General features: G+C 69.6%; 35 protein-coding genes. 6 read left to right on the plus strand and 29 right to left on the minus strand.

The genetic code is table 11. From position 1 onward, the window contains the following. Window positions 1–3 precede the first annotated feature (3 nt). Window positions 4–1446, minus strand: a complete 1443-nt coding sequence (locus FKD65_RS03640) for a hypothetical protein (protein ID WP_141576138.1) — start codon at window positions 1444–1446, stop codon at window positions 4–6. Window positions 1447–2095: 649 nt separating this feature from the next. Between FKD65_RS03640 and FKD65_RS03645 the strand changes: the two genes are divergently transcribed. Next, on the plus strand, window positions 2096–3010 hold the full coding sequence (locus FKD65_RS03645; RefSeq protein WP_141576139.1) for a hypothetical protein: 915 nt from the start codon (window positions 2096–2098) through the stop codon (window positions 3008–3010). Window positions 3011–3284: 274 nt separating this feature from the next. Further along, complete coding sequence (locus tag FKD65_RS03650) at window positions 3285–3692, plus strand: DUF4352 domain-containing protein (protein WP_141576140.1); 408 nt, start codon at window positions 3285–3287, stop codon at window positions 3690–3692. A 196-nt stretch (window positions 3693–3888) separates the two neighbouring features. Here the strand turns inward: FKD65_RS03650 and FKD65_RS03655 are convergent, their stop codons facing one another. Beyond that, on the minus strand, window positions 3889–4266 hold the full coding sequence (locus tag FKD65_RS03655) for a hypothetical protein (protein ID WP_141576141.1): 378 nt from the start codon (window positions 4264–4266) through the stop codon (window positions 3889–3891). A gap of 254 nt (window positions 4267–4520) precedes the next feature. Between FKD65_RS03655 and FKD65_RS03660 the strand changes: the two genes are divergently transcribed. The 3 genes from FKD65_RS03660 (at window position 4521) to FKD65_RS03670 (ending at window position 5843) form a co-directional block, all read left to right on the plus strand. Next, window positions 4521–5045 (plus strand): hypothetical protein, encoded by a 525-nt coding sequence (locus tag FKD65_RS03660; protein ID WP_141576142.1) that lies wholly within the window; start codon window positions 4521–4523, stop codon window positions 5043–5045. Window positions 5046–5172: 127 nt separating this feature from the next. Then, window positions 5173–5430 carry a hypothetical protein gene (locus FKD65_RS03665; protein ID WP_141576143.1) on the plus strand — a complete coding sequence of 86 codons (258 nt, stop codon included), beginning with the start codon at window positions 5173–5175 and terminating at the stop codon, window positions 5428–5430. Next, window positions 5427–5843 (plus strand): AlpA family transcriptional regulator, encoded by a 417-nt coding sequence (locus FKD65_RS03670; protein WP_141576144.1) that lies wholly within the window; start codon window positions 5427–5429, stop codon window positions 5841–5843. Before FKD65_RS03665 ends, FKD65_RS03670 begins: the two co-directional genes overlap by 4 nt. A 159-nt stretch (window positions 5844–6002) precedes the next feature. On the opposite strand, the gene FKD65_RS03675 is transcribed toward FKD65_RS03670, so the two are convergent. The 6 genes from FKD65_RS03675 to FKD65_RS03695 all read right to left on the minus strand — a co-directional run bounded on the left by FKD65_RS03675 (window position 6003) and on the right by FKD65_RS03695 (window position 9312). Beyond that, window positions 6003–6470: an AlpA family transcriptional regulator gene (locus FKD65_RS03675; protein WP_141576145.1), complete on the minus strand. Its 468-nt coding sequence runs from the start codon at window positions 6468–6470 to the stop codon at window positions 6003–6005. Between the two features lie 203 nt (window positions 6471–6673). Continuing rightward, entirely contained in the window at window positions 6674–6901 is a 228-nt protein-coding gene (locus FKD65_RS43975; protein ID WP_168220936.1) for a hypothetical protein, read from the minus strand. A gap of 94 nt (window positions 6902–6995) precedes the next feature. Then, complete coding sequence (locus FKD65_RS43980) at window positions 6996–7364, minus strand: hypothetical protein (RefSeq protein ID WP_168220937.1); 369 nt, start codon at window positions 7362–7364, stop codon at window positions 6996–6998. A 77-nt stretch (window positions 7365–7441) separates the two neighbouring features. Continuing rightward, complete coding sequence (locus FKD65_RS43985; protein ID WP_168220938.1) at window positions 7442–7681, minus strand: hypothetical protein; 240 nt, start codon at window positions 7679–7681, stop codon at window positions 7442–7444. Next, window positions 7678–7989 (minus strand): hypothetical protein, encoded by a 312-nt coding sequence (locus tag FKD65_RS03690; protein WP_141576147.1) that lies wholly within the window; start codon window positions 7987–7989, stop codon window positions 7678–7680. Before FKD65_RS03690 ends, FKD65_RS43985 begins: the two co-directional genes overlap by 4 nt. Before the next feature lie 84 nt (window positions 7990–8073). After that, entirely contained in the window at window positions 8074–9312 is a 1239-nt protein-coding gene (locus FKD65_RS03695) for a DUF932 domain-containing protein (RefSeq protein ID WP_141576148.1), read from the minus strand. A 328-nt stretch (window positions 9313–9640) separates the two neighbouring features. On the opposite strand from FKD65_RS03695, the gene FKD65_RS03700 reads away from it, so the two are divergent. Beyond that, window positions 9641–10633 carry a hypothetical protein gene (locus tag FKD65_RS03700; protein ID WP_141576149.1) on the plus strand — a complete coding sequence of 331 codons (993 nt, stop codon included), beginning with the start codon at window positions 9641–9643 and terminating at the stop codon, window positions 10631–10633. Window positions 10634–10899: 266 nt separating this feature from the next. Here FKD65_RS03700 and FKD65_RS03705 read toward each other — a convergent pair whose 3' ends face one another. The 21 genes from FKD65_RS03705 to FKD65_RS03800 form a co-directional block, all read right to left on the minus strand. Then, on the minus strand, window positions 10900–11826 hold the full coding sequence (locus FKD65_RS03705) for a hypothetical protein (protein ID WP_141576150.1): 927 nt from the start codon (window positions 11824–11826) through the stop codon (window positions 10900–10902). A gap of 231 nt (window positions 11827–12057) precedes the next feature. Then, the gene (locus tag FKD65_RS43990; protein WP_168220939.1) at window positions 12058–13011 is read right to left on the minus strand and encodes a hypothetical protein; all 954 of its coding nucleotides are present in this window, start codon (window positions 13009–13011) and stop codon (window positions 12058–12060) included. A gap of 39 nt (window positions 13012–13050) precedes the next feature. Next, on the minus strand, window positions 13051–13650 hold the full coding sequence (locus FKD65_RS03715) for a DUF6221 family protein (RefSeq protein ID WP_141576151.1): 600 nt from the start codon (window positions 13648–13650) through the stop codon (window positions 13051–13053). Then, window positions 13647–13928 carry a hypothetical protein gene (locus tag FKD65_RS03720; RefSeq protein WP_141576152.1) on the minus strand — a complete coding sequence of 94 codons (282 nt, stop codon included), beginning with the start codon at window positions 13926–13928 and terminating at the stop codon, window positions 13647–13649. Before FKD65_RS03720 ends, FKD65_RS03715 begins: the two co-directional genes overlap by 4 nt. A gap of 67 nt (window positions 13929–13995) precedes the next feature. Further along, window positions 13996–14376: a hypothetical protein gene (locus FKD65_RS03725; protein ID WP_141576153.1), complete on the minus strand. Its 381-nt coding sequence runs from the start codon at window positions 14374–14376 to the stop codon at window positions 13996–13998. Next, on the minus strand, window positions 14373–15038 hold the full coding sequence (locus FKD65_RS03730; protein ID WP_168220940.1) for a DUF5565 family protein: 666 nt from the start codon (window positions 15036–15038) through the stop codon (window positions 14373–14375). Before FKD65_RS03730 ends, FKD65_RS03725 begins: the two co-directional genes overlap by 4 nt. Continuing rightward, complete coding sequence (locus FKD65_RS03735; RefSeq protein ID WP_141576154.1) at window positions 15031–15279, minus strand: hypothetical protein; 249 nt, start codon at window positions 15277–15279, stop codon at window positions 15031–15033. The genes FKD65_RS03730 and FKD65_RS03735 overlap by 8 nt, the downstream gene beginning before the upstream one ends. After that, window positions 15276–15635, minus strand: a complete 360-nt coding sequence (locus FKD65_RS03740) for a hypothetical protein (RefSeq protein ID WP_141576155.1) — start codon at window positions 15633–15635, stop codon at window positions 15276–15278. Before FKD65_RS03740 ends, FKD65_RS03735 begins: the two co-directional genes overlap by 4 nt. Further along, window positions 15632–16399 (minus strand): hypothetical protein, encoded by a 768-nt coding sequence (locus FKD65_RS03745; RefSeq protein ID WP_141576156.1) that lies wholly within the window; start codon window positions 16397–16399, stop codon window positions 15632–15634. The genes FKD65_RS03740 and FKD65_RS03745 overlap by 4 nt, the downstream gene beginning before the upstream one ends. Beyond that, on the minus strand, window positions 16392–16694 hold the full coding sequence (locus FKD65_RS03750; protein ID WP_141576157.1) for a hypothetical protein: 303 nt from the start codon (window positions 16692–16694) through the stop codon (window positions 16392–16394). Before FKD65_RS03750 ends, FKD65_RS03745 begins: the two co-directional genes overlap by 8 nt. A 2-nt stretch (window positions 16695–16696) precedes the next feature. Beyond that, window positions 16697–17173 carry a hypothetical protein gene (locus tag FKD65_RS03755; RefSeq protein WP_141576158.1) on the minus strand — a complete coding sequence of 159 codons (477 nt, stop codon included), beginning with the start codon at window positions 17171–17173 and terminating at the stop codon, window positions 16697–16699. Window positions 17174–17191: 18 nt separating this feature from the next. Continuing rightward, a complete protein-coding gene (locus FKD65_RS03760) occupies window positions 17192–17902 on the minus strand; it encodes a hypothetical protein (RefSeq protein ID WP_141576159.1) in 711 nt (236 codons plus the stop codon). Further along, entirely contained in the window at window positions 17899–18429 is a 531-nt protein-coding gene (locus tag FKD65_RS03765; protein ID WP_141576160.1) for a hypothetical protein, read from the minus strand. The genes FKD65_RS03760 and FKD65_RS03765 overlap by 4 nt, the downstream gene beginning before the upstream one ends. After that, window positions 18426–18728, minus strand: coding sequence for a hypothetical protein (locus tag FKD65_RS03770; RefSeq protein WP_141576161.1), 303 nt, complete (start codon window positions 18726–18728; stop codon window positions 18426–18428). Before FKD65_RS03770 ends, FKD65_RS03765 begins: the two co-directional genes overlap by 4 nt. Next, window positions 18721–19224 carry a hypothetical protein gene (locus FKD65_RS03775; protein WP_141576162.1) on the minus strand — a complete coding sequence of 168 codons (504 nt, stop codon included), beginning with the start codon at window positions 19222–19224 and terminating at the stop codon, window positions 18721–18723. Before FKD65_RS03775 ends, FKD65_RS03770 begins: the two co-directional genes overlap by 8 nt. Beyond that, a complete protein-coding gene (locus FKD65_RS43995; protein WP_168220941.1) occupies window positions 19224–19967 on the minus strand; it encodes a helix-turn-helix domain-containing protein in 744 nt (247 codons plus the stop codon). The genes FKD65_RS03775 and FKD65_RS43995 overlap by 1 nt, the downstream gene beginning before the upstream one ends. Then, window positions 19964–20560: a hypothetical protein gene (locus FKD65_RS44000; RefSeq protein WP_168220942.1), complete on the minus strand. Its 597-nt coding sequence runs from the start codon at window positions 20558–20560 to the stop codon at window positions 19964–19966. The genes FKD65_RS43995 and FKD65_RS44000 overlap by 4 nt, the downstream gene beginning before the upstream one ends. Further along, window positions 20553–20855 (minus strand): hypothetical protein, encoded by a 303-nt coding sequence (locus FKD65_RS03785; protein WP_141576164.1) that lies wholly within the window; start codon window positions 20853–20855, stop codon window positions 20553–20555. The genes FKD65_RS44000 and FKD65_RS03785 overlap by 8 nt, the downstream gene beginning before the upstream one ends. Then, on the minus strand, window positions 20852–21148 hold the full coding sequence (locus FKD65_RS03790) for a hypothetical protein (RefSeq protein WP_141576165.1): 297 nt from the start codon (window positions 21146–21148) through the stop codon (window positions 20852–20854). Before FKD65_RS03790 ends, FKD65_RS03785 begins: the two co-directional genes overlap by 4 nt. Continuing rightward, a complete protein-coding gene (locus tag FKD65_RS03795) occupies window positions 21141–21407 on the minus strand; it encodes a hypothetical protein (RefSeq protein WP_141576166.1) in 267 nt (88 codons plus the stop codon). Before FKD65_RS03795 ends, FKD65_RS03790 begins: the two co-directional genes overlap by 8 nt. Continuing rightward, a complete protein-coding gene (locus FKD65_RS03800; RefSeq protein ID WP_141576167.1) occupies window positions 21404–21670 on the minus strand; it encodes a hypothetical protein in 267 nt (88 codons plus the stop codon). Before FKD65_RS03800 ends, FKD65_RS03795 begins: the two co-directional genes overlap by 4 nt. Window positions 21671–21776 lie beyond the last annotated feature (106 nt).

Raw genomic sequence — 21776 nt, forward strand, 5'->3', positions numbered from 1 at the left:
TGCTCAGTACGGGCTAATCTCGAAGTCGAGCTCTTCGTCGAGGTCCTCGTCCTCGACCAGCTCATCCGGTGGCGGGACGTGTGCCTTGGCGAGCATCACCGCGTCCGCCCGGTCCGGGGACGGGACGCCGCGCTTCTTCATGTCGTCCTTGGACTCGATCAGGACCTGGCCGCGGGCGGTGAACTTGTACTTCACCGTGCCGAGCTGCGCGGCGAGCTCGTCGTCATCGGGGTCGATGTCGATGTCGCCGTCCTCGAACCGCTGCCGCAGCCCCCACCACCACTCGGCGCGCGCGTTGGCGTAGTGCTCGGAGTCGAGCGCGGCGGCACCGGACTGCATGTCGACGACGTCGTGGCCGGCCTCGAGGAGCTGGTCGACGACGCCGGAGCCGACGCCGACACCGTCCACGCGGATCTCGTCGACGCCGTGTTCGCGTTTGGCGACGATGACGTGGCCGGTGGTCTCGGTGGTGCGCTGCTTGGCATGCTCGCCCACGACCCGGACGACGGGCCCCCGGGCGAGGGCGAGGATGGTCTCGTCCGCCCCGAACCGGGCGACGTCCACACCGAGAACCGAGTGGGGGCCGGGCTCCAGCGCGCGGGCCTGCGCGGCTTCGATCCACCGCGGGGAGATGAGGGTGTCGTCGCCGATCTCGGGGAACTCGCCGAGGCACTTGGCGACGAATCGTGGTGAGTTCTCGCCCCACCGCTTGCGCTTGTCCTCGACCCATTCCGGGGACAGCATCAGGTCCCGGACGTTGTCGGGGACGTCCTCGCCGGTGAAGTTCGGGGTGTCGTATCCGCTGATGCGGATGACCTTCCACCCGGAGCCGGGCTTGCAGACGTTCCCGAACTCGGTGTTGGGGTCGTCGGGGTTCCCGATCGCGAGGATCCGGCACGTGTCGGTGGTGGTGATCGCTTCGATGGCGGTCCACAGCTGTTCCGGCACGCCGCAGGCTTCGTCGATGACCACCAGGACGTACTTGCGGTGGATGCCCTGGAAGCCGTGCTGGTCTTGGTCGGCGGGCTTGCGGCCCCACCCGACGAGGGTGCCGTCGTCGAGTTTCCACTCGTCCGATTGAAGGACCCGGCCGGGCAGCGGCTCGCCCTTGGCGTTCTTGGCGGCCTTGCGGATCTCTTCCCAGAGGATCGCGTGGACCTGCGCGTAGGTCGGTGCAGTCGAGACCACAAAGGCTTCGCCCGGCGGGTGGACGTCGATCCACCAGCATGCGATCTGGGCCGCGATGTGGGACTTCCCGGCGTTGTGGCAGGACTTGACGGCCGTCCGTTTGTGGTCGACGACCGCTTCGGCGATCTCCCGCTGTTTCGACCACAGGTAGCCGCCGAGCCGGTTCTGGACCCATCCCACGGGATTGCGGAGGTAGGGGCTGACCGGCGGCGGGTCGAACTGCCGCGCGGCGTACTCCCATGCGAGGTCAACGGCCACGGTGCACCTCCCCCGGGCGTGCCGGCGAAGGGATGGTCAGAGCGGGCGGCCGGGGCGGCACTGGGCGGGGTCGCGGGTCATGGCTTCGCGGGCCTTTCGGTGTCTTGCTGGCGGCCCGGGCGGGCACGCGGCTCTAGCGCCCGCCCGGGTTGTCGCGGGTGGGGCTGGTCCGGCCTGGGGCTGCGGGGCGGCCCGGGCATGCGAAAGCCCGGCTCGAGGGCCGGGCTTTGGAGACACGGGTGGTACTGCGATCAGGGTGCTATAAGGACATCCGTTTCCGCAAGTTTCCGGCGCCGCTTCGGTGTGGCGAGTGTCATTTCGCGTACTTCATGCGACCAGTACAGGGTCCTGCGGGTGGCGACGTCGCATGCTGCGGGCCGGCACCGGGCGCGGATGGTGGCCTGGGAGCGGCTGTGTTCCACCGAGAGGGCTTCGCGGTCGGCGAGGATCCCGTGGCCGGGGATGAGTCGGACGATCACACCCCCATGATGCGTCAGTGATTGCTCTCTGGCACCTCTCCCGGACTTCGGCCTTTGGCGTTGCGGCCTCCTGCGGAGGGCTCAGCGTACGACTTAAATGACGAGCTTTCTCAAATACGGGCGCATATGCTCGAACCATGTCAACTCCTCCACGGTCCGCATTCGATGTCATGGCCGACGGCCTTGACCTCCTGGCGGAGGCCGTGATTGCTATGACAGAGGCGAACGGCGCTCCTCGACTCTTGTCCCCTGCCCATACAGACGAAGCCGCAGGGATAAAGCTGAAGGGAGACTGGAGCAGCAACCCAGGCCTTGATTCGACTCTCGCGGCCAGGTTGCTCGTCACCTCCGCGACGGACCATTTGCAGTCCTTGGCAGCCGTGCTGCGCATGCCGGGTGGCGGGGGCATTTTTGGGACGTACACGGTTGCACGCGGTGCGCTGGAAACGTCTGCCCGAGCATGGGACCTGCTCGGCCCTGGGCTGCCCATACGCGAGCGCGTCCGACGACACATGAACGAACGCCTCCACAGCCTGAACGAGGCTCGCGCGCTTCTTAGCGGCATCGACGGCACCCATGCCCAGCAAGATGACCAAGAGGAGAAGATCCTTCGCTCTGCGAAGCAACACTCCTTTGAGGTCCACCGTGCACGGAAGTACAAAGCCGCGTATCTCGATACGCCAAGACCAAGAGTCGGCTCCCTCGCCGACGTATGCCTCCAGGCGTACACCGGCGAAAAGCAGTTCGGCCACATGGTCTACCGACTACTTTCAGCCCACGCACACGGAGTGAGCTATGGCCTGCTGCAACTACTGGGGCCACCCGAGGACCTTCAGCAGGCAACACGGCCCGGAGTCGTGGCCCAGCAGGTGCGACACTCTTCCATCGAGGTCGCCACACGGCTTCTAGTCCCATTGGTTGTATACACCGCGATGATGCAGCGGTTCCTGGTCCACTACGGCTGGAGGGACGCGCGGTACGAGGTCGCGTTGCAGCGAGCATTGCGTGTCTGGCTCGACGTCGCGCTGGCGTCCGAAACAGATGGGCGTGATGCTGCCGGAGGCGCTGACCGACCCGACCAGTGACAGACGTCCGCCGCTGGATCGAGTTGCCTTCCTGACCGCTACCGGCAACAACGCCCACTGCCTGCCGGCCGTAAGGCACGCTTCGTCCGTGGTTACTCCAAGTCGCCGCTGGGTCGCCCCAGGCATCGCAGCGTTGGCCGGCGCGCTCTGCCTCACCCTCGGAGCGTGTGGGTCCTCCAGTGGCAAGTCGGCTGCGCCGGCGGCGCCGAGCTCGCCGAAGCCTGCCGCGCCGCCGGCCCCGTCCCCCAGTGAGACGCCGCGGCTGGGGAAGCCTGTGCATCTCCAGACTGGCGAGTACAGGTCCAGCGCGGCAGTGTTCGCGTTCCGGCAGCCGCTCAGCAGCCGGTTCCCGCCGGACCGTGAGGGATACGTCTTCGCGGGCCTGGACGTCCGCGTCTGCCTGGACAAGGGGCCGGGACCCTCGACGGTGTCGTGGGAGCCGTGGTCGTTGACCTACCCGGACGACACGACGATCGACCCGGTCAACTCCTGGTCGGACGACTGGTTCACGGTCCCGCTGTTCCCGGGCGCCGGGTTCGAGAAGACGCTCCGCCCGGGCAGGTGCATGCGGGGCTGGGTGCTGTTCGAGGTACCGAAGGGGAAGCGGCCGTCCCTGGCCGAGTACGCGCCGACGGATCTCGACGGGGAGCGGATCACCGACGGGCCGTCGTGGAAGCTGTGAGATCTGGCGTGGGGCTGTCGGATCGGCGGGGGCGGCCGTATTCTGGGCGGTGACTCTGTTGAGGGGTCAATCTGCGATGGGGCCGGCGGTGTCTCACCAGGCGTTCGCGCCTGTACCGCCGGCCCCGTTTCGCGTTCCGCAGCTGGGCTCGTGTGGAGGAGGTGCCGCCCCGGCCGGGGCCGGGGCGGCGGGTCACTCAGTCCTGGTGGCCTCGTAGGTCCAGGATCACGTCCCAGCGAATGATGATCCGCGTGAGTTGAGTGACGACGAACTCGACTTTCCACCACTCGAAGTCCTGCTCGACTTGGAAGAGGTAATCGGCTGCGGTCATCCAGTCGATCACCAGTCCCCGGACGTGTTCGCGGTGCTTGGTGTCCATGGGGATGTCGTTGAGGAGTGCGAGTGCCCTGGTGAGGGTTCCTTCGAGATCGGCGCTGAGGTAGGGGTCCACCGTCGCGGGGATCTCGATGGGGATCGGGAGGCCTTGCAGGGCCTTGATCACGAACCCGAAGGCTGTGACCAGTTTGAGGGTGACCTCTGCGAGCAGGTCGTCCCGGTCGTCGCGGTAGTCCATCGGACTTCCTCCACTGTTGAGTTTTCAATCTGCGGGTGCCGGTCCGGGGGTCTCACTCCCCGTCCCGACACCACTAACTATACCATGTTTCTGTACCTAGCGGGAATGGTCCGGCAGCGAAATCGCGGCCGCTTTGGTGGCCCTATCCGTTTCCGCGAGTACAGATTCATGGTATAGTTAGTGATGTCAGGGCGAGGGAGTGAGACCCCGAACCCCGGCGAACGCAGATTGACAACTCAACAGTGGAGGAATCCATGGGGAAGCGAACGTCCACCCACGAGGTATCCCTCGCGGTCCGGCTCGTCGGCTGGCACGAGGCGACCACCGAACGCACCGACTCGGCGGTACAGGTCCTGATCCCCGGAGCGGCCATCACCCTCTCCGACCGGCGCGCCGTCAGCGCCGTGTTCAGGGCGTGGATCGAAGCCCGGCTCGTCGGCCGGAAGGTGTTCAACGACCAAGGCGCCCGGTCCTACCTCGCGGTCCGGCCGCAGATCACCGCGGCGGTCCACTTCCAGGACTGGCCGTACGAGTTCCAACCGGTGATCACCGGCAAGGGGCCGCTTTACAGCCCGAGCGGGTGCGGCCAGGTCATCGTCCAGATGCGCCAGTTCACGGTCGTCTGCGACGACCGGGCCGCCTGGGAGGTCCAGTACCAGGTGTGGCGACACGCCTACGAACTGGCCGCCGACCTCTGGGAGCTCTACCCGGTCCACATCTACGAACCGATGATCGCCGAACGGATCGCCGACCGGCTGTTCGGGGACGGCCCGGGATGACAGCAAAGGGGGCGGGCACCCGCCCGCCCCCGCCTCTCCCCAACGGTTATCCACAAACACGGAACCCCGGGCCCCCGAAGCCCGCAGGCCCGCACAGTGACATACGCACCCACACGCAGGAGGAGAGATGTTCGAGATCTGGGAGACCGGCGCGCCCGGGCGCCGGCTCGGCGAGGCCGACGACTGGGATGCCGCCGTCGGTGAGCTGGACGCTGAGTGCGAGCGGCGGTACCGCCAGGCCGCCGCAGCCGGCGGGGCCGGCCGGTGCCGGTTCGAGATCCGCGAGGACGGCCAGACCGCAGCGGTCCTGTCGTGGGCACCGGACCTCACCCGGCCGTACGAGTCCGCCGTCGCGGCGCTACGCGAGTACGGGGAGATGCCGTGATCCCGCAGGGCCGGGCCGTGGTGGACGCCGCAGGTGCGGCGCAACTGCTCGGGATGGCTTATCAGACGTTCCGGAACCAGGGGGTGACGGGCGAGCCGGGGTTCCCCGCGCCGGTGAACCGCGGCCGCCGCAAGCTGCTGTACGACCGCGCCCAGGTCGAGGCGTACAGCGACGGTCGGCCGCTGCCGCCGCTGCCCGAGCCCGGCCACCCGGATGATCTGCTGGACGAGCGGGACATCGCCGACGCGCGCGGGGTCGCGCACCCGACGGTGACCAAGGAGCGCCACACGGGCCGGCTGGTCGATTTCGTCGAGGTGTGCGGCGTGCCGCACCTGCGGCGCGGCGCGTTGGAAGAGCAGTTGCGCGAGCGTCCGGGACGCGGCGTCGGCGGCGGCCGGCCGCGGAAGAGATAGCAGAGAGTGGTGTTCGGCTGCCTGGGGGGCGGCCGCCCCACCTGAGTCCACCTGTTGAGGCATCTGCCTTGCTCGACATGAAGGGGCCGATGCCCGGGGCCGCAGCCTCGGGCATCGGCCCCTTCGCTGTTGCCGCGCGCCTCGCCGCTCGTGGGGCGCTCAGAGGCGCGGATCGTTGAGGAGCCGGAAGTCCCGGTATCCCTCGCCGGCCCGCACCGCAGTGAAGAACCTGCCGGGCAGCTCGTTGGCCGGCAGGCCAGCGTCGGAGGCGATGACGTCCGCGGGGATCCGCAGGGGGGCGCGGTGGTCGTGGTCGGGTGTGATGAGTTCGGCGGTGTCGCCGAAGGTGAGGAGCACCCGAACCGTCACCCGGCCCGGCTCCGCGGCCTCGGCCGAGTGGTCCTGCAGGTCGGTGCGGGCTCCCTGGCCTGGGCGTTTGTGGTTGAGGATCGTGAGGGGTCTCCACACCGGCGACTGGCCGAAGCGGTCGTCTTCCTTGGGAAGCTCGCCGCGCCGGCGGGAGCGGTAGACCCGGACGGTGTCCGCGCTGACGCCCAGGAAGGCGGCGACGTCGGCCACGGTCCAGAACTCCTTGTCCGGGTCGCCCAGCGGGCGGTCTTCGCCCATGGCGCCGCCTCTCTTTGTTAGTGCAGGAGAAGCAAAGTGTAGGGCGGCCGCGGCCGGGTGAGGCGGTAGGGGGCGGGCGGGTGTCGCGGTGGGCATGACGGTTCCTCTCCATGTCGGACGCAGGGCTGGCGCTCGAGCGGGGCGGCGCGCGGGCCGGGCGCCGACGGTTCGGCCGACGCCCGGCGGACGAGGTGCCGCGCGGGTCAGCCGGCGCGGCCCGCGCTCGGCGGGTTGCTTGCCCAGGCGGCGAGGACCTCGCCGCCGAGCGGCCCGGCCATGTGCTTGCGGTGGGCGGCGTCGGCCAGGTGCGCGAGGGCCTCGGCAGCCTCGCCGGCCGTGACCGGCGGGCGGCCCGGCCCGCGCAGCTCCGGGAGCAGGAAGCCGGTCAGCTTGTTGATGGCGTAGACGTCGTCGTTCGTGGTGACGGCCATGTGGTGTTTCCTCGGGGTTTTTGTGCTGTGTCGCGCGGGGTGCCCGGGGGGGGGCGACGTGCAGTCGGCCCCCCGGGGCCTGGTCGGCGTCGTGTCACCTGGGCGGCTTGGTGGCGGCCGTGGCCGTCAGTTCCACCCAGATGGTTTCGGCGAGGTCGGCGTGCTCGACGCGGACGCCGGTGCCGGTGACCGCGCCGGTGATGGCGTGGTCGAGGTCGGTCGCGTCGAGGGGCCAGTGCGAGGTGCATTCGACCTCGACGAGGCGCCGGTACCGGTGGGGCGGGTCGTCGGCGGGCGGGAGGTCCTCGGCCGGGGTTTCCGGGGCGACGCCGTGGTCGGTGAGCCACCTGTTGACGGTGTTGACCGTGTCGGAGCCGGGCCAGGACCCGTCGCTGTGCTCGATGTCCTTCAGGCGGCGCAGCAGGCCGATTACGGGGCCCGGGACGCGGTTCCAGTTCGTCATGTGTCGCTGTCCTTTCGGGGCATGGGGTGGAGGCCGGTGGCCGTCCCGGGCGGGGGGCGGGGGCGGCCACCGGCGGGTCAGGCGACCAGTTCCAGCCCTTCGGGCTTGATCTCGGTGATGGAGCGGTCGAGCGTGTAGTCGTAGGTGTCGTCGCCCTCGATCTCCGCGCACAGCGACGCCAGTTCGTCCGGGTCGAGGCAACCGTTCTCGTCGAGGGCGTTTTCGAGGTCCTCGCGGGTGAAGCGGTGGCTGTGCTCCTCGGTCAGCGTCCAGGTGAGGGTGACAGCCTCGGCCTCGCAGACCACGCGGATACTCACCGCTGGCTCTCTGCGGCCAGGCGCGCGATGGCGTCGGAGGCGGCGGCCAGGGCGGTCATGTCGGCCGGGGTGAGCGCGGCGAGGAGGCCGCCCAGCCCGGCGCGCTGAAGCGCGAGGAAGGCGCGGACCTTCTCCACGTGCTTGTCGTCGATGTGCGGGTCACTCGGGCGGCGGAATCGGTAGTGCGGGCAGGTGCAGGTCATCTCGCCGCTGGGGGTGCGGGTGACGGTGTAGACGATGCCGAGGTGCTCTTCGGAGGGCACCTGCCAGGCGGTCGCCTGGATCTCGTCGGTCAGGTTCGGGGGCATCGGGCGTGTTCCTTCCTGGTGGGGTGTGCGGCTCGGGGTGGGACCGTCCCCGGGGCCAGCCGCACCCGGCCCCGGGGACGGTGGTCAGCGGCGGACGAGGGTCATCAGGCGGCGGTGCGCGCGGGTCTTGAGGGCGTCGTCGCTGCCCTCGACCAGCGCGGTCGCGCGGGCGATCTCCTCGCTCATCGACTTGCCGGGCCGCTTGGGGGCGACGTGGTCGAGGTAGTCGGTGATGGCGCGCTCGGCGGCGTAGGCGGTGCGGCCCGCCCGCTGCTCCTCGGCGCGGAACATCGCGACGAGCTGCTCGGTGCGGCGGGCCTCGTTGTTGCGGGCCCGCTGGCTGTCGTCGTCGCCGGTGGGCTCCCACACGTCCGCGATCACCTTGTGGAACTCGGCCAGCGCCAGGTCGGTGCGGGCCAGCGCGGTCTCCTCGGCCGCGAACGCGTCGGCGTACCTGACGGTGAGGCCGAGGGTGCGGCGGGCCTCGTCGATGCGGTCCAGCGCGCCGGAGGTGTGGCGGATCGTCCAGCGGTACTTGGCGTCGCGGACCGCGAACCGCTCGGTGTTGCCGCAGACGGGCCGCCACGGGGTCACGACCGCCTGGGCGGACGAGGACCCGTCGTGGGAGTTGATCGCGACGATGAACAGGGCGATCTCGTCGGCGATGCCGCCGGGGTCGACGGTGACGTTGCTCGGGACGCGCATGGACACGAACACGCGGCGGCCGCCCCGGACCGCTCCGGCGGACTGCCAGATCACGCCGTGGCGGGCGACGAGGTCTTCCAGGAAGGTGAACAGGCGCCGGTTCTGGATCTCGGTGTATTTGCGGCCGACGACGCCGAGGGGGGCGCCGGTGTCGTCGCGGAGGGTGACGTACTGGTCGCCCATGACGTGAAGGTCGCCGCCGAAGGAGTAGCGGACGGGGCGCTTCTCGACCTGCCAGTTGATGCCGCCGAGGCGGAGCACTTCGGTGATGTCGGAGGTGCCGCCGGGGATGTGGTTGCCGAGGCTGTGCCAGGCGGGGACGGCGGTGTAGAGGGCGACGTCGCCGGTGGCGGTGGTGTCCAGGCCGTGGTCGGCGACGATCGCGGCGATGTGGCCTGCGGCGTTGCGGTTGACGGTGAAGGTCTCGCCCGCGTCCCAACCTTGGGTGACGCGGTAGCGGTTGGGGGCGATCTGGGTCATGCGGCCTTCGGCGACCTCGGACTCCAGCCAGGCGATCCGATCCGTGTGGGCCTTGATCTGCTGTTCGCGTGCGGTGCGTCTGGCGTTGAGCTGGTCGGTCTTCTCGGTGGCGAACGCGGCGTTCACGTCGATGGCCATGGGGTGCCTCCCGTCCAGAACTTTGCTTCTTCCGTATTAACAAAGTAACTCTATGTAGCAACCTTGTCAACACGATTGAGGCGAAGGCGAGCAGACGGCGAGCGCAAGGGAAGACGCCGAGCAGCAGCTAAGCCGTCAATCAGCACACCGGACGCGCAGCGCCACCTGGCAACGCCAGGGACACTGCCCAGCACGAAGGGTGACCATCACACGGATGGCGAGCCGCCGACCTGAAGGAGCGCCAGCCGCCGGGGCGCCCGAACCGCTCCGACCGCGAAGCCTTTATTCGCTATGTATGGCTAAAGAATCCGGAGCATCATGGTTTGCTATGGAATCTGACGCCCCAGAGGGCGACTCGGAAGAGTCAGAGGAGACTGCGACTCAGGAGAGCGCCGTTCCCCCCGAAGAAGCTGCGCCACGCACGGAGCGCCCAGCGCGTCCTCTCGCCGACGCCTTCCAAGGGGCCGGCTTCAAGATCAGACCTATCGGTTTCAGGTTTCCCGTGCCGAAGTATCCGCTGGTCGACACCAGCCTCATCCTCCGCACCCACAATGAGCTGCTGATCGATTTCGGGAAGATCACCGAATCCTGGCTGCAGGACTTTCGGCTGCGGATCCCCCTCGACCTCGGTATCCCCGACGACTGGGAACCGCCGAACTGGGGCGACCGGTGCTTCTACGAGAACGGAATCTTCAACCTCGACCTGTTCGACGCTGCAGAAACGATCATGAAGGAGGAAGGGCTGCCCCTCGCTTACGTCCCCCACAGCGAGTTGGTCAACGCGCTGCTCCTCGCCGAGAACAAGGACGCAAGGCGAGCGCTCCTCGTCTCCCACCGAGGCGACGTGATCGAGGACTGCACCGAGACCCTCAAGGAGATCACGCACCCCGATCTCCAAGGGCACCGGGCAGCGATTCAGGATGCCCTGGCTGCGCTGGCTCAAGGGATCGATGGACCGGCCCAGTCGCACGCTGCCAACGTCTTCGACCAACTGCTACGTCACATCATGCGCAACGGGGTTCTCTTCCCGGAGAGCCTCGGCGAGTTCTTCTACCACGACAAGACCGCGAAGCGCCTGAAGCGCCGGTGGGTCCATGACGACATCGACATCGCCGAGTTCCGGGCTGGGTGTGTCCTCACCCCTGCTGTTCCTGCGCTCCGCAAGTACACCTCTGGCAGGGACCCCATTCCGGACACCTTCAATCGCCACGCAACCAGCCACGCGGTTCATTCCGCAGTCCAGTTCACCGAAGCAAACGCCATCATCGGCTGTATGCTCGCGACTTCCCTGCTCCGCGAGATCCACGACTCCGGCTGGTGACCGGTCTCCTTGGCCCGTGACGGCCGCGTCGGAGACCGGTCCCCCGGGCCACGCCGTTTCCACTCAGCTTCGGGTCACGGCAGTCACGTGCCCTGAGCGCGGGACGGCTCGCACCAACCCGGACCGTGTCTCTGACCCGTCTCGAACGGGTCGTGCTCCCCCGCCGGCTACCCGGGTGCCACGGTTGCCCGTGGCAGCAGCAGAGACGACCACCACCATCATCATGTCGCGCAACGACTTCCCCAGCGGCACTCTTCAGGGGCATGTCACCCCAACGACGCTGCCAACTCCAGGGCGCCGGCGGCAATGAGGTTGCCGAGTGCTCCGGCAGCAGCCGTGTTCAGGTGCGCGCCGACGAACTGAAGGCCGCGCCGGATCCGCCCGACGTCCGGGGTGCCGCTGTTGACCTCCCGTTCCAGCTCCTCCAGGACTTCCACGACTTCAGCCTCGGCCTCGGCGGGGAGGTTGATGGTCGGCTTGGCCTGCCGGTACTGCTCGACCACACTCATGACCTGGGCGACTTTTTCGCCCTCGAAGACGGTCACGTGCTGCTCGAAGTGCTGGCTATCGACAGCGAAGGCGCCTTTGTTGTCCCCGCCGAACGTGATGTTCGTGCCGGCCTTGTGCTTCGCCTGCTCGTACGCCATGACGTCTCCCGAGTACTGCTCGATGCAACGGTCGCCTTCGTTGGTCGGTTCTGCCCGTACCGGGCCACGGCGCTGAGCGACCTCGACGCCGTGGATCAGGCCGCTATCCCTCAGCGATGCCGCCGCTCGGTCAATCTCGTTCTCCGAGAGGATGTCGCCCTCAAACTTGGCCTTTGGGCTCTTACGGAAGCTGTCGACGAGCGGATAACCTCTCCCCGCCTCCTTCTGCTCCCACAGCCAGACCAGGAGACCGTTGCGCGCGGCGATCTTCCGCTGGATCTTGTCGCCACGGCGGCTCTTACGCGCTTCGGCCCATTCGCGGCCGTAGTTCGTGATGTTGGCCACCGGGGTCCCGAGGGTGCTGTGCTTGTCGTCCACGAAGCCGCGCTCTTTGCAGTGCCTCAGCAGCGTCCAGCACGCCTCGCTGGTGAGGTTGTGCATGCTGCCGAACCCTGCCACTTCCACTTCCCCGAGCGGGTTGTCATTCGAGTGGTCGAACACCCACTCGACGAACAGCTCGTAGAGGTCGGAGAGGTTTTCGGTCATCCGTGCTCCGTTTCGTTCACGGCGGGGGGCTCGGACTCGAAACAGTCTGCATGCCCGAAACGAGCGATCCGTCCAGAAAGGATCTGTGGATCTTGATAACTGCCTGAATTGACTAGGAGGCCGTCACCCTCGCGGACTACTCAAAGGCCGAACGGCATTCTCGTATTGATGCGCTCGCAGCGCTCGTCGGCGTCGAGCTGCACGCCGAGCCACTGAACAAGATCGTTCATGTCAGCCTGCCTTCGCTGCTTGTTCGAGGAGCCTGATCCACGACCCGCGCGGGTACCGTTCGCCGCAGCCGGGCTCGGCCGGGTACTCGACCGGCCCCCACTCGGTCCAGGGACCGCCCGGCCCGTGCACCGTGGCGGCCGGGAAGCCAGCGCACCAGACGGCGGTGGAGGCGTCGGCGCGGACGTGAAGGTCTCCCCCGCAGGCGCCGCACACCAGGTCCTTGAGGCGGACGATGGGGGCGTCGTAGCCGAGGAAGATCCGGCACGTCGACACCCACCCCCGCACCTGTCGGATGGCGTCGCGGGCGGTGTCGTCGTCGACGTCCAGGAGCAGCCCGACGCACTCGTGGAGCGCCGCCGAAGGGGCCTTGCGGCCGCCCCAGGTTCGTTCGGCAGCGTGGCGGAGATCGCGGCGGAGACGGTCGATACCGCGGCGGATGTCGTCGTACAACTCGACCGCGGACGTGGCGGGGGTCGCGGACTCGAAACCGAGGGAGCGCAGCGGGTTGAGGGCGCCGTCGCGGTCCCATCCGGGTGACCCGCCGGGGACGGCGGCGCCTCCGGCGACGACACCGAGGCGTGCGGCGGGGCGCTGCTCGGTACGGGCGTGGACCCACTTCCCGTGCGAGCACCGCAGGCCTTGGCGCGCCGCCCCGCACCGGTCGTCCCAGCCGACGCCGTCGGGGCCGCGGTGAGCACTGGCCCACTGGTACACCTTCACCGGCACGGTCGCCTTCGCGGACTTGATGGCGTGGAGCTGGTCGAGGAGGCCGACGTCGCGGGTGCGGTGCCGCGCGTCGGGGTCGACGACCGTCACGGTGCGGCCGGCGCCTCGGTTGACGTCCTTGTAGCGGGTGACGGCTTCGTCGGTGGTGACTTCGTCGACGAGCTCGCGGACGAGCTGGGCGAGTTCCTCGGCCGGGCTGGTCGGGATGGTGGCGGCGGGTTCTGTCAATGCGGGCTCCCCTCGGCGGCGGGCGGTGGTCGAGCGGGGTTAGGGACGCCATTCGGGCCGGTAGCCGGGCTGGTCTGCGTAGATCGCGGCCAGCTCCAGCAGTTCGCGGGGCGGTCGCTCCATCCGGCGGTGCCTCTCGGCGGCCTTCTCTGGTGGGAGGCGGCGACGCCAGTAGGACTCTTCGATGTAGTCGAACCGCTCCCAGCCGTCCCGGCCCTCTTCGACGTTCCGTTCCCATGAGGGGTCCGGCTTGCCGTCAGGACCGTCCGGCGGCTCGTCGGCTTCGTCCCACGCTTTCCGCGGGCCCTCGGTGGTCTCGTACTCGTAGTCCGGGTGCGCACAGCGGGCGTGTAGCTCGGCGTCGGTTTCGGTGGGGCGGTTGATCCACCAGTCGTGGCGGTCGAGGACGGCTCGCTTGTGGGCGACCTCGGCCAGCACCCGGCGGGGAACTGCGGTGGCGCGGATCAGGTTGGCGGCGTCGGTGGCGATGCGGGCGCACAGCGGGTGGGTTCGGTCGTCCAGCCAGGCTGCGTCTTCGAACCCGCCGTCCTGGCCACCGTCGTCAGCGATCGCCGCTCGGGCGATGCGCTCGTCCCGGTCCAGTTGGGCCCGCAGGAACTTCACCAGGGGCTCGTTCATTGGTGCTGGTCCTTCAGGTAGCCGGGGTGGGCGAGGGTGAGGTGCGCTCGTAGGACGGTCTCGACGCGCCGGGCCTGGGCTGTGGCCAGCTTGCAGGCCATGGCGGTGAGCGCCTGGTCGAGGTTCTCGGGTGTGAAGTTGATGGGGAGCGGGATCGGGCCGGACGGTTCGAGGCCGGGCCGCTCGTCCCAATGCCAGCGGCACCTGGTGACCGGGCAGTGGTAGCGGACGGTGCCGCTTCCGAGCGGGCGGGTGAGTTCAGCGACCGGAACCTTCATGATCCTTCTCTCCCGGAGGTGAAGGAACCTGACCCGACGCAGGTCAGGACGGTGCGCGCTCTCGGGGTCACGGCTTGATCCCCATGTCGTTGCGGGTGGCCCACTGCGCGCGCTGTTCGCTGAACACCTTCATGACCCGCTCGCGGTCCCAGCCCTCCACGCGGAGGAACGGCACGTGGCGGCCGGTTTTGCCCCACTCGTGGCGGGCGTAGTTCGGGTGCCCGTCGAAGGTCCGGCGGTCGGAGGTCACGACCGGGTCGGGGCCGTGCTGCCCCTGCGGGTGCCACCACAGGGTCCACCAGTCCCGCACCTCCAGCGGCCCGTCGTGGACCTCGTACTCCTCGAAGTCCTCGCCGAGCTCGAAGTCGCGGGCGTCCTCCGGGCGGGTGAACACGGCTTCGATCCGGTAGTCGGAGTAGCTGCCGGAGGTGGCGATCCAGACCTTCACGGTGCCTCCAGCTCGACTATCTCTGGGCCGTGCTCGCTCTGCCACTCGTACGGCTGGCCGACGAGCTGTCGCGCGGCTTCCGTGGCCGCCGGGCTGGACGCGAACTCGGGAGGCATGTCCGTCCGCTTGAGCTTCGCGTGGCGCCCGTCTGGGTGCCACCAGACGATCCCCTCGTACGGGCGGGCGAGGAGCCAAAGGGCGAGGCCGTCGAAGTCGAGCGGGACGTCTCCGAGGTCGTGCGCGCCGTGCGGGATCAGGACGTGCGCCTCGAACCCCTCAGGGTTCCGGTTGATCTTCGGGCCGCACAGCTCGTAGGTGCCGGGCTCGAACCGGTGCCCGTCCTCATACAGGGCCGGGTTAAGCGCCTCGGCGTGGATCTTGGCGTACGAGGTGTCCTCGATCGGGAGCCACCCCGTCCGCTTCCCCGTCCGGTCATCGACCTGCACGAGAGAAAAGTTCGGCGGCGGGGTCTTGCCCGGCTTGACCTCGCGGCGGCCGTGCCACCGACCGCCTGCGTCCAGCAGCGTGCACGTCCCGTCGAGCTTGCGCGTCGCGCGGCCTTCGCCGGCGAACACCCAGGCGCAGTCGGGGTTGGGTTCGCGGGTGACGCGGGAGCGGTCGTTCTCCCAGTCCCGGATGAAGATCGTCGGCATCTTACGCATGTCGTGCTCCGTTCTCGGTGGGTGTCCCGGCCGGGATCGTCTCGACGCGGTACGTGGGGTCGCCGGTGCCGGTGTACGTGGGCGTGAGGTTGCTCATCAGCGTGTGGGTGTGCTCCTCGCAGTACGGTCCGCAGCGCTTCCGGTCGGTCCCGTCCGGGCCGACCAGTACGACCTGCCGCGGGCCGTGCGGCTGGCCGCAGCCGGACCGGCGGCAGTCGGCGGAGTCCTCGGTGAGCGTCATCGGGTCGAGTCCTTTCGCGCCGCGGCGAGGATGCGGAGGACCTCGGCGGCCGCCTGGTCGCGGTCGATGACGGGCTCTGCGCTGATGAGCCATCCGGGCGGGTGGATCGGGTCGCAGCCACCGGCGGCGGCCGCTCCGGCGGGCACGGGTTGCCGGTCGAGGGCGTGGACGCGGTCGGGCGCGAGCGGCGGCGTGCGGTCGTCATGGTCGAGCCCGACCTCCGAGGCGGCGGGCTGCCACACGGGTCTGGCGGGCAGGCAGTTGGTGCAGCCGCGGCCCCTGCACTCGGCGCAGTAGTCGTCGAGCGCCTGGAGGAGGCCGGGGTCCTCGTCGAAGATGTAGAGGGTCGGCTTCATCCGTTCGCCTCCTGGATGATGCACGCGGCCATCTGGACCATCGCGCCGACGTGCGCCGGGATCGCCTCGTCCGGGACGGCCTTCACCAGCGCGGTGAACGCGTCGCGGTCGCCATTGGCCCGCGCGGCGATGAGTCGGCACGCCCACTGCTCTGTGATCGGGACACCGGCGTCGGTGGTCTGGACCCGGCCGGTTTCGGTGTCCAGCCATGACAGTCCGACCGGGCCGTCTCGGACGGGCATGACCTCCAGGGCGGCGTCGCACCAGTGCATGAGGGCGGTGGTGATGCCTGCCATGCCGTGGTCGTTCTGGAGCTGGTTGAGGGCGCGGTTGGTTGCGCTGCGGTCGCCGGCGCGCATGGCATCCAGCGCGGCCGAGGCGGCGTGTTGAATCCCCAGGTCGGCGCTCGCTGCGTCGGTCCCTTCGGTCAGCTCGTACCGCTCACCGCGCACCACTGCGACGCCGGGCTCGATCTCGGCGTCCCGGAGTTCGAAGAGGTGCCAGACGAGGCCCTCGCGGGTGCGGGGCGCGGTTCCCCGCCACAGTGCGCAGGGCGGGATGGGCTGCCCGGTGCCGAACACCTGGAAGGTGAACGGGAGCGGCCGGTGGGCGTACTCGTCGGAGTGCAGCGCCCAGAACTCGACCTCGCTGGCGGTGGCGGACAGGTGGAGCGGTCCCAATTCGGCGGCGCGGCCGGGCGCCAGTTCGATCGTGTGGGGCTTGTCGTCGACGGGGACGACGTACCGGTACATCCGCTCAGCCATGGTCGTCCTTCTTCGGGGTGGTGCAGCCGCAGCAGCACCAGGTGCGGTCGACGCCGCGGCGCTCGCCGTGTTCGTTCAATGGCCGGGCTGGGTGTGCGGCGAGCCGAGCCAGCAGCCCCTCGAGGGCGTCGGTTGGGAGGTCGAGCAGGACGGTGTCGATGGGGCCGGGCTGGGTGATGCAGGCGTGGGCGATGCCGTGGTCGGCGCACGCCTTGCAGAGCGGGCAGAACCCGCCGCCGACGCTGGCGCGGTCGTCGAGCGCGGCCGCGGTGGCGGGGATGGTGTGGTCGGGCATGGTCAGCCCCAGTAGGAGACGAGGAGCCACGCGGGCTCGGGCTGCTTGGGTGTGAGGCCGAGGGCGCGGAGCGCGGCGGTGAGCTTGTCGTCCAAGCCGTTCTCGCTGGGCAGTCGGGCGAGTTCGTCGAGGTTGAGGAGCTTGCAGTCGCCTCGGTGCACGGTGATCACGTGCGCGGCGATCGTGTAGATCGGGTAGTCACCCGAGCAGTAAGTCTCGAACTCGACGCCGAGCGCCTTCTTGGCCGCGCGCTCGCGGCCGAAGTAGCCGTCACGGCCGTCTTCGTAGGTCTCGGTGAACCCGGCCGCCTTGAGGAGGTGCTTCTCGGCGGCGTCGATGAAGTCGTCGTCGCCTTCTTCGTCGAACCAGTCGAGTTGGAGTTCGCCGTACTTGCCATTGGCTTCCTCGACGAGCCAGTCGATCTCGCCGCCGCCGAGGTTGTAGCCGTAGACGAGCACGGCGTTGGTGGACTGTCCCATAGTCAGGGTTCCTTTCGGTCAGGCGGCGGGGTTGCCGGGGGCGAGGGCGCGGAGGACGGGCGGGACGAGCTGCGGGACGACCTGCCGCTGCTCGGGTGAGAGGTTGAGGCCGTCGAGGATCTGCCGGATGGCGCCCGCGAGCTGCTCGCCCTGCTGCTCGGCGACGCGGACGTGGCGTTCGGCGATGCCCATGTCGTGCGCGGCCTTCGCGTACTTCACGACCCGGTCGCGTTCCTGTCCCTCGAGGAGCACGAGTCCGCGGATGGCTTCCCCGGATGCGAAGATCCCGTGTTCCTTGTCGGCGCTGTAGGTGTGGCCGATGAGGCCGGCGCCTTCTCCCACTGGGGGCGCGCCCTTGCCGTAGGGGTCGCCTGTCTCTTCGCGGTCTTCCTGCGCTTGGAGGACCTGCTCCTCGAGGAGGCCGGCGTAGAAGTTCGCGCGGAAAACTGCCAGGTTCAGCATGCCGATGACGGCTTGGGCGGGGTCGACGGCGGGCTGTCCGTAGGTGGCGGACCAGGCGTCCATGGCTGCGCCTTGGACTTCGGCGAGTTCGAGGGTGACGCCGGCGTGGTTGCGGCAGCGGTCGAGGCCGGTGACTGCTGGGCTGTGGCAGCGGCCTCCGCCGCGTGATTGCTTGCGGTTCTTGATGCACTCCCAGCGTTGGTGTTCGTCGCACCAGTGGGCGCCGCCGTTCCGGACGCGAGGCGGGGGCGTGTCCTGGTCGCTCACCGAATCCCCCCTTCGCTTTCCGGAGTCATCCTGTCGCTATGCGTGACTTCCTTGGACATGCGAACGTCAGCGGCGCCGTTCTCGTTCCCCTCCACCGGGTCGAGGCGGCGGCCGCACCTTTGGCAGCGCGGCCCGGCCACGAAGGGTTCGGTGAAGCCCCAGGCGACCACTTCGATGAGGCCGTGGTCCGGCCCGGGGTCGTGACCGAGCGCATCGCATTCCGCAGCGGCGATGCGGTCGGCGAAGGCCTGCGCATCGTCGTGGCGGTGCTGTTCGCTGGCGGCTTCGAGCGCGGCCAGGGCCGGGCCCACATCTGGCGCCAGGGTGGGCGGCCGATCGGGGCGTCGAGCCCGCGACCCTACCCAGAGGCCCAGTGGCACGGCAGGTGCTCCGAGCAGGACACCGGCGACGCTTCCTACGATTACGCCGAGGAAGACGGCGGTGAGCGTGGCCGTGATGCTGGCGGTGATGGTGACCGCTGCGGCGGTCAGCGCACCGTAGACAAACCGCCTGGGTGTGGCGGTCACTTGGCCTCCTGGGTACGGAGTTTGTCGATCAGGTCGCGCGGTGGGCGCGGTGCGGGTGCTCCTCCGCGGGCGAGGCGCCGGAGCACGCGGTCGTATCGGCGGACGGCCCGGTCGGGGCCGGTCGCGGTGATCAGGTGGAGGCGGAGGAGCCATCCGCCGTCGTGCTCGGTGTCGACGGTGAGACCGCACGCTCGGGCGGTGAGGGCGAGACGTCGGGGCGCGTACCGGGTCCAGGGCCAGGACCAGACGGCGTGGGTCAGGGACGGCATCGCCATCGGGAGATCGGGGTTGCTAGGCATCGGCGGCTCCCTCGATCGCCTTGTTGAGCATGTTCATCTGGGTGGCGTAGAAGGCGAGCGCCATGTTCTCGGCGGCGTCTTCGGACCAGCCGTCGGCGATGAGCTGGGTTCGGTAGCCGCGCGCGGCTTCGTCGAGCGGGGCGAGGTTCTCTCTGAATTCAGCCAGGTTCTGCGCGAACATGTGCGGCAGGTCCTTATCGGGCTCGGCCTCGTCCGGCTCCTCGGGTCGGCCAGTGGGCCCCTGGTCTCGTCGCGCCAGCCAGATCATGAGGACGACCACGGTGAGGCCGATGACGATCGCGGCCAGCATGAGGATGTCCAGCACATCCAGGACTGGCCCCGGTGAAATGGTTCCGGTTTCGAGCAGCATCACGGCCGCGAGGACGAACAGGAACCATATGAGGCTGACGATCCGGCGAGGGGGCGGCCCGGTCGGTGTAGGGCGGTCGAGGAGCCATTGCCAAGCCCGTCGTGCTCGCGGAGCTGTGGTGTCCATCAGGACTCCTTCGGCGGGGTGTGGTCGAGTGCGGGGCGGAGGTCGGCGACGGTGATGCCGCGGTCGGCGTCGCGGTTGATGCGGTCGCGGAGCGCGACGAGCTGGGTGTCGTCGACGGTGAGGGCCAGGCGTGCGGCGTCTTCGGTGGCGTAGGTGCCGGTGAGCCAGCCGCCGTGGTCGGCGATGACGTAGCGGCCGGTGTCGGTGAGGTAGGCGACGCCGTGCTCGGCCATGCGCGGCGGGCCTGCGGCGGTGGCCTGCGGTTCGAGTGTGGCGCGGGGCACGCCGAGCGCGGAGGCGAGGGCGTCCAGGCTCTCGGGCAGCGGCGCCGTGTCGCCGGTCTCGATGTTGCGGACGGTCTCGCGGGTCAGCCCGGCGGCCCTGCCGAGTTCGGCGAGCGTCCATCCCCGGGCGGTGCGGAGTTCGTGCACGCGGAGGCCGGGGCGGGGCGCGGTTCCGGTGAGGGCCGTGTCGAGGCGGTCGGCCCATGCGCGGGTTCCGGGGGTCTTGCGCATGGCGTCGAGCACCTCGCGCACGCGCTCGACGGCGGCCTCGGCCTGGTCGGCGTACTTGCCGAGCTGCTCGACGGCGTACAGAAGGAGCGGCACGTCCTCCACGTTGATCTGGATCAGGAGGCGCAGGTCGGGCTCGAACGCTGCCCGCGCGTTGCGGCGCCGCATCTCGGCGATGCGCTCGGCGTCGGGCAGCAGAGGATCTGTGCGGGCCGTTGTCGGCTCGGTCATGCCATCACCCACCACGCGATGCCTACGACTCCCCAGATCACGAAGCCGATGAGCGTGGCAGCGAGGGCGCGCTTCAGCCACCGGTCGACGCGGCTGCGGGCGTCCCGCTCGGCCTCGGTGAGCACCTCCTCTACGACGGGAAGCACGGCGTCGGCGAACCGTGCGCGGTCCTCCGGTAGCAGTTGCGCCCAGGCGTCGGCCTGTTGGAGCGCTTCGGTGAGCCGCTCGCGCAGGCCACCAGCGGGCGGGCACAGCGCGGCCAGGTCGCCCGCCTTGGCCGGGCGCGGGTCGGTCCACTGCGTCCCGTTGGCGTCCTCGTGGACGGGCCCGTCGTGGTCGCGGCGCAGGACGCAGGGGCCGATGTAGGGCACGAGGTAGTGGAACCCGATGCGGCTGGACGCGCCGCACCGCTCGTGGGGTGCATCGGGGCGGGGCTCGGTCGGCTCGGTCTCGTGGTCCTTGCGGTCGAGCAGGTTCCGCTCCCAGTCGGCGAGGGGTTCGTCGAGGCATGCGGCGCCGTCCGGGTGGCGGCCGAGGCAGTCGGGGCACACGTTCCAGCGGACCGGCGGTCGGGGCGTGGTCGGCTCAGCCATGGTCGGGCTCCTCGTCTGGGAACTCGCGGTCGCGCTCTGCCTCTACGGACTTGGCGGCGTCACGGAGGAGTGCGGCGAGGTCGGTCATCGCCTGGCGTTCGTCGCTGAGGCTGATCTGTCCGGTGGCGATGGGGTTGAGGTAGACGCCGTCGTCGATCGCGATCGTGATCTCTTTGCGTGCCGTCGTGCGGGCCGCTGTGGGCCCCGCGCCCGCCCCGCCTTCTCCATGCCCGCCCGTGGGGCCGTTCGCGGCTGTGGGGGCGTCTGAGGCGCGCGTGGCGGGTGTGTCGCTCACCGGGCCTCCTCGTACGTCTCGGTGAACACGTCATCCGCGCACGGGTAGAACTCTCCCTTGATGCCCCGGATCACCCACTGGCCGGTCTCGACGCCGACCCAGGTGTGGTGCAGCTTGTCGTACACCTGCGCCGTGTTCGGGGGCGGCGGGAGGTGCTCCAGATGCGGCGGGTAGGGCGTGGGCGGCAGCACCGTGAAACCGCCCTCGGTGAAGGCGATCAGCTCCATCTCGTTGTGGCCGTCCCAGCGGACGGCCTCGATCTCGACGGGCTTCTTACGGAAACGCTCAGGCACGGGGCTCTCCTTCGGGTGGGCGGCGGAGGCGCCGCGGGAACTGGATGACGTCGCGCCGACCATCCGACCGGCGCACGAGGACGTTCCGCGGCCCCGCCTTCACCCGACCGTGCCAGTGCAGCCAGGACGGGCACGGCGCCGGCGGATGCGCGCGGGAGGTGCCACGCCACTGCGCGAGGACGGTCACGGGCTCGGGCGGGCGCCGGTAGCCGGAGAGGCGGTCGCCCGGGTCGAGGTAGGTCCGGCCAAGGATGCTCACGACCCGGCCCCTGACGTTCCGGGCCCGGAGACCAGCCGGTACCCGGTCCGCCGCTCCAGCCCGGCCGCCGTCACCCCGGACGCGTAGAGCTGACGCGTGGCCAGCGACCGCTCACGGACCCCGCGGCCGTCCTCGAGGAGGGTGACGACCTGGACTTTGCTGTAGCCGGGGAGCCACCGGTCGCCCGGGTCACCGACGACCCGGATCCGGGTGCGGACGGGTTCGCCGTCCACGAGGTAGGTGGGCTGGCAGGACTCGTACACCTGCCCCGGCGCGATGGCGTGCGCGGACTCGGCGTTCCGAGCCTCGCGCGGCGCTGAGATCGCCTGTGACGGCTCCGGAGCGTCCCGGCCCTGTCGCGATACGTGA

The organism is Actinomadura sp. WMMA1423 (genome assembly GCF_006547145.1).
Classification (GTDB): Bacteria; Actinomycetota; Actinomycetes; order Streptosporangiales; family Streptosporangiaceae; genus Spirillospora.

Bases quoted from the DNA above. Each gene is read 5' to 3' on its own strand.
- FKD65_RS03745 (WP_141576156.1), bottom strand. From the start codon at position 16,399: ATGGCTGAGCGGATGTACCGGTACGTCGTCCCCGTCGACGACAAGCCC.
- FKD65_RS03730 (WP_168220940.1), bottom strand. From the start codon at position 15,038: ATGCGTAAGATGCCGACGATCTTCATCCGGGACTGGGAGAACGACCGC.
- FKD65_RS03665 (WP_141576143.1), top strand. From the start codon at position 5,173: ATGTTCGAGATCTGGGAGACCGGCGCGCCCGGGCGCCGGCTCGGCGAG.
- FKD65_RS03645 (WP_141576139.1), top strand. From the start codon at position 2,096: ATGGCCGACGGCCTTGACCTCCTGGCGGAGGCCGTGATTGCTATGACA.
- FKD65_RS03695 (WP_141576148.1), bottom strand. From the start codon at position 9,312: ATGGCCATCGACGTGAACGCCGCGTTCGCCACCGAGAAGACCGACCAG.
- FKD65_RS03740 (WP_141576155.1), bottom strand. From the start codon at position 15,635: ATGAAGCCGACCCTCTACATCTTCGACGAGGACCCCGGCCTCCTCCAG.
- FKD65_RS03755 (WP_141576158.1), bottom strand. From the start codon at position 17,173: ATGGGACAGTCCACCAACGCCGTGCTCGTCTACGGCTACAACCTCGGC.
- FKD65_RS03735 (WP_141576154.1), bottom strand. From the start codon at position 15,279: ATGACGCTCACCGAGGACTCCGCCGACTGCCGCCGGTCCGGCTGCGGC.
- FKD65_RS03775 (WP_141576162.1), bottom strand. From the start codon at position 19,224: ATGGACACCACAGCTCCGCGAGCACGACGGGCTTGGCAATGGCTCCTC.
- FKD65_RS43995 (WP_168220941.1), bottom strand. From the start codon at position 19,967: ATGACCGAGCCGACAACGGCCCGCACAGATCCTCTGCTGCCCGACGCC.
- FKD65_RS03675 (WP_141576145.1), bottom strand. From the start codon at position 6,470: ATGGGCGAAGACCGCCCGCTGGGCGACCCGGACAAGGAGTTCTGGACC.
- FKD65_RS03660 (WP_141576142.1), top strand. From the start codon at position 4,521: ATGGGGAAGCGAACGTCCACCCACGAGGTATCCCTCGCGGTCCGGCTC.
- FKD65_RS03690 (WP_141576147.1), bottom strand. From the start codon at position 7,989: ATGCCCCCGAACCTGACCGACGAGATCCAGGCGACCGCCTGGCAGGTG.
- FKD65_RS03705 (WP_141576150.1), bottom strand. From the start codon at position 11,826: ATGACCGAAAACCTCTCCGACCTCTACGAGCTGTTCGTCGAGTGGGTG.
- FKD65_RS03720 (WP_141576152.1), bottom strand. From the start codon at position 13,928: ATGAAGGTTCCGGTCGCTGAACTCACCCGCCCGCTCGGAAGCGGCACC.
- FKD65_RS03770 (WP_141576161.1), bottom strand. From the start codon at position 18,728: ATGCCTAGCAACCCCGATCTCCCGATGGCGATGCCGTCCCTGACCCAC.
- FKD65_RS44000 (WP_168220942.1), bottom strand. From the start codon at position 20,560: ATGGCTGAGCCGACCACGCCCCGACCGCCGGTCCGCTGGAACGTGTGC.
- FKD65_RS43975 (WP_168220936.1), bottom strand. From the start codon at position 6,901: ATGGCCGTCACCACGAACGACGACGTCTACGCCATCAACAAGCTGACC.
- FKD65_RS03655 (WP_141576141.1), bottom strand. From the start codon at position 4,266: ATGGACTACCGCGACGACCGGGACGACCTGCTCGCAGAGGTCACCCTC.
- FKD65_RS03700 (WP_141576149.1), top strand. From the start codon at position 9,641: ATGGAATCTGACGCCCCAGAGGGCGACTCGGAAGAGTCAGAGGAGACT.
- FKD65_RS03750 (WP_141576157.1), bottom strand. From the start codon at position 16,694: ATGCCCGACCACACCATCCCCGCCACCGCGGCCGCGCTCGACGACCGC.
- FKD65_RS03715 (WP_141576151.1), bottom strand. From the start codon at position 13,650: ATGAACGAGCCCCTGGTGAAGTTCCTGCGGGCCCAACTGGACCGGGAC.
- FKD65_RS43980 (WP_168220937.1), bottom strand. From the start codon at position 7,364: ATGACGAACTGGAACCGCGTCCCGGGCCCCGTAATCGGCCTGCTGCGC.